Annotated in this window: 2 protein-coding genes; both read right to left on the bottom strand. The window is 51.2% G+C overall.

The window, feature by feature from the left end:
* Positions 1-18: 18 nt before the first annotated feature.
* Complete coding sequence (locus HPY58_14060; protein ID NPV30737.1) at positions 19-1,272, bottom strand: DUF1670 domain-containing protein; 1,254 nt, start codon at positions 1,270-1,272, stop codon at positions 19-21.
* A 23-nt stretch (positions 1,273-1,295) separates the two neighbouring features.
* Entirely contained in the window at positions 1,296-2,846 is a 1,551-nt protein-coding gene (locus HPY58_14055) for a DUF1670 domain-containing protein (GenBank protein ID NPV30736.1), read from the bottom strand.
* Positions 2,847-3,155: the final 309 nt, after the last annotated feature.

Here is a 3,155-nt window from a genome sequence, read left to right as displayed (position 1 = left end):
AGATAACCGCTATATTCCCTAACTGCTCTGTTCGAGTTTAACACCCCTGTTTCCTAGGTAAGCCTCCATTGATTCTTGATTGGGAAAGTGCTTTTCAACCAGGGCCAGGTGTTCTTCCAGTAACCCCTTGCTGTGACCGGTAATCCTGGGCATTGCAGGTATCGGTACCTGGTAGTAGCATAATAACAATACTCGGTCAAAGAGTCTCAGGTAGTTGTCTACAGCCTCCGGGGTGTGGTAAATACGCCTTGCTATCTCGTGGGTTGTCATGCCATCTAACGCCATTTCCACCACCAGCGCCTTATGGGTAAGTGTCCTGCCCATGTCAAGCACTGTGCCCGCAGTGGGCAGAATGATGCCAAAATGCTCCTGGTAGTCTTCCAAGAGTTCCCGAATAAGTGTTGGTGGAATCCCCAGTATCCACTCCAGGTCAACTGTGGTAAGCACGCCATCCTGTCTCCAGGCCTCGGCCGTAATTCTTTCTATCTGAGATAGCTTCAACTTCTTAAGATCAGTCCTTGATGCAAGCGATATTTCTTGTTCCTTTGCTGTTAAAAGAGTCAGCACCACCGGTGAGAAAAGCCTGGGGTCAGCGCGCCTGGATTTCTTTGTGCCATGAGCCAGCCATACCAGTTGCCCTGGCTGGAGTTCTTTCTCTCGCGGACAGCACCAGGTGTATAGTTTTCCCGCGAGCATAGCCATCCCTTCAGCCTGTCCCGGACGTAAGCCCCACTGCTCAACAAGCAGGTCAATGGTGGGCTTTAGTACTTCCAGGGGAATTTCCTCATGCTCCATGGTGCGAATCAAGGGCTTGATCTCATGTGCGGCAAGAGGTTTTTCCGGCACCGGTGTTTCTTTCTTTCCACGTCTTAAGGTGAGGTCTGTTTGGTTGGTAAGCTCCCAGAGATCCTCCAGGCTGGCATCAGGATTGACCTCTCTTAATCTCTCATACTGCAGCATCTCAAGCTCTCGTTTTACAGCTTTTACGGATACGTCGTTTTTGATCTTCTGGATGACCCTTTGATCCAATAGGGGTAAAACAAACCTTTCCCCATCATGTTCAAGGAGCAATTCCCCGGGATTAAGGCGCCTCATCTCTTGTCCTTCTTCCCAGTGCCTGATGGCTTCATTGGTGAAACTGGCTACTTTTTCAGCCACCATAGAACTTTCAGCTAACTCAAAACTTTTCTTTAAGTGAGCAGTTTGTACTTGTAATACATCCCTGGCAAGAAGAGTATTGTAGCGTTGATTGGAACTCTTCTTTGCCTTCAAGGTTTCCATTCCCCCTTGTAAGTTTAGTTTTTTTTAACCGGATGGGCCTCGGCCAGGCGGCGGATTCTTGCCATCATGAAGGCGTAGTCTGGGCCGGAGAACTCCCGGTAGAGGCTAACGTGTTTTTCCACCAGTTTTCGGGAACATCCCAGCACTTTTCTGATGGCTGGGATGGGTAATCCCTTTTCCAATAAGTAGGTCACCCGGGCAAAGTCCAACAGGTATTTTTCTATGCTGTCGTAGCTGTGCCCCGTGCGTCTTTTGATCTCTGTCTCGGTGTAGCCGTCCATGTAGAGCCGGATGATCTTGTCGGCATGGCTTAGAGCCGGCCCCATGTCGGCCAGTATTCCCCGCGTGGGCAGGATGACGTCAGGATGTTCTTTCAGGCAGTTCTGGATTGCCTGGGTGGAGATGCCCATTAGCAGTGCCAGGTCGGGCTGGGTGAGGGCCACCCCCTGGCTTTTAGCCTGGGTTGCCAGACGCAAAAGCCTTGCCCATTTAAGCTCTTTGGCACTGTCACGGTTTAACAGTTTCCACTCTTCAGGAACAATGTAGTCCAAGACCACTGCCTTCAGTTCACAGTTTGAAAGGCTTTTGCCGGCAGGTTCGGTACTTGAGACAGCATTGTAAATGATCTGCCCACCCCCGCGTTCCTGCCTGTTCAGGTGATTGGCAATATCGTAAAGGTCATCGATGAATTTTTCTGCGGAAGCCTTTGAGTAGCCGTGACGTTCCCGTAAAAGGCGGTAAAAGGTTTCCTGCCCTGTGGTTTCGCTCTGTGGTGCGGTCAGTGTTGTTTTTAGTCCCAACCTTTGTTTAAGGCTGTTGCCGTATTTGCATTTATCCCATATCCCTCTCCAGGAGGTGATGACTTCTTCCGGCTGCCCGGTTTGTTGGGCCAGGTCCTCTGATGATGCGTCTGGGCTTTGTACCACTTGCTTGAACTTTTGCCAGGATGACTGCCACCGGCTTAAGCTGATGCTGAAGGTCTTGCGGATTTGCGTCAGATCCTCGCCTGCCAGGTAGCGCTCAATGGCAAGAGAACTCCTGAAGTCTTGCATCTGTTTTCTGTGGTTCACTGTCATCCCGGCAACCGGCAGAATGGCACCTTGTTCCCAAAAATACTGCAATTGGCTTCTGATAGCCCGCATGGTGCGGGGAAACAACAGCATCAGGCGCTCTCCGTCCAACAAACTGTCTTGGAAGTAAGCCTCTTCGATGATGCGGGCAAGCCTTCCCTGCTGCAGACTACTAATACCAAACTCTGATATCAGCTCAATATCCTCTTCGGCAAGGACTGTCACATTAATCAGGGTTTCCTTCTGGCTGTTACGACTGCGTTTTTTGTGGTTATCTCTTCCGGCAATGGCCACTAGTTCGATCTGGCCTGGTGCCTGCTTTAGCAGATTTTGCTCCAGGTAGTCTTGCACATCGTGGGCCACTAGGATGGCTTCTTCCAGGGAGATTTCGCGCCTGGCTTTAATCTCGCTTACCAAGTAATTGAATAGTCCCTTGGCTTCCAGAGCGGCAGCCTGGGTGATGATCCGCTGGCGAAAAAAGGTTGGACGACCCATACCAAATCCCTCGCTTGTCCAATTTTACTGCAAAAGTTCGCCATGGACAGTCGATTTCCTGCAAGGAATCTCCCTTTTTTGCCAACCCCCAGGGCAGTGTAGCCCGGCTGCCGGAACCTGTCAAGGGATAGCCCCGGGGTCTAACTTTCCCGTACCCTTGACAGAACCCGGCAACCGGGCTCATCAAGCTATTAAGGGTTGGCAACCAGGAGGCCCTCCGCCGCTTCGGCCCCGGTTACCTGTTCACTCCAGTGTTTTGCTAGTCATGTACTTCGTTGCCGGGGATAGGGAACTAGGCGGTCTTAGAAG

This window comes from Bacillota bacterium, assembly GCA_013177945.1.
Taxonomy (GTDB): domain Bacteria; phylum Bacillota; class DSM-12270; order Thermacetogeniales; family Thermacetogeniaceae; genus Ch130.
Note: the sequence above shows the minus strand (reverse complement) of the source record. Positions and strands in the feature narration are given on the sequence as shown.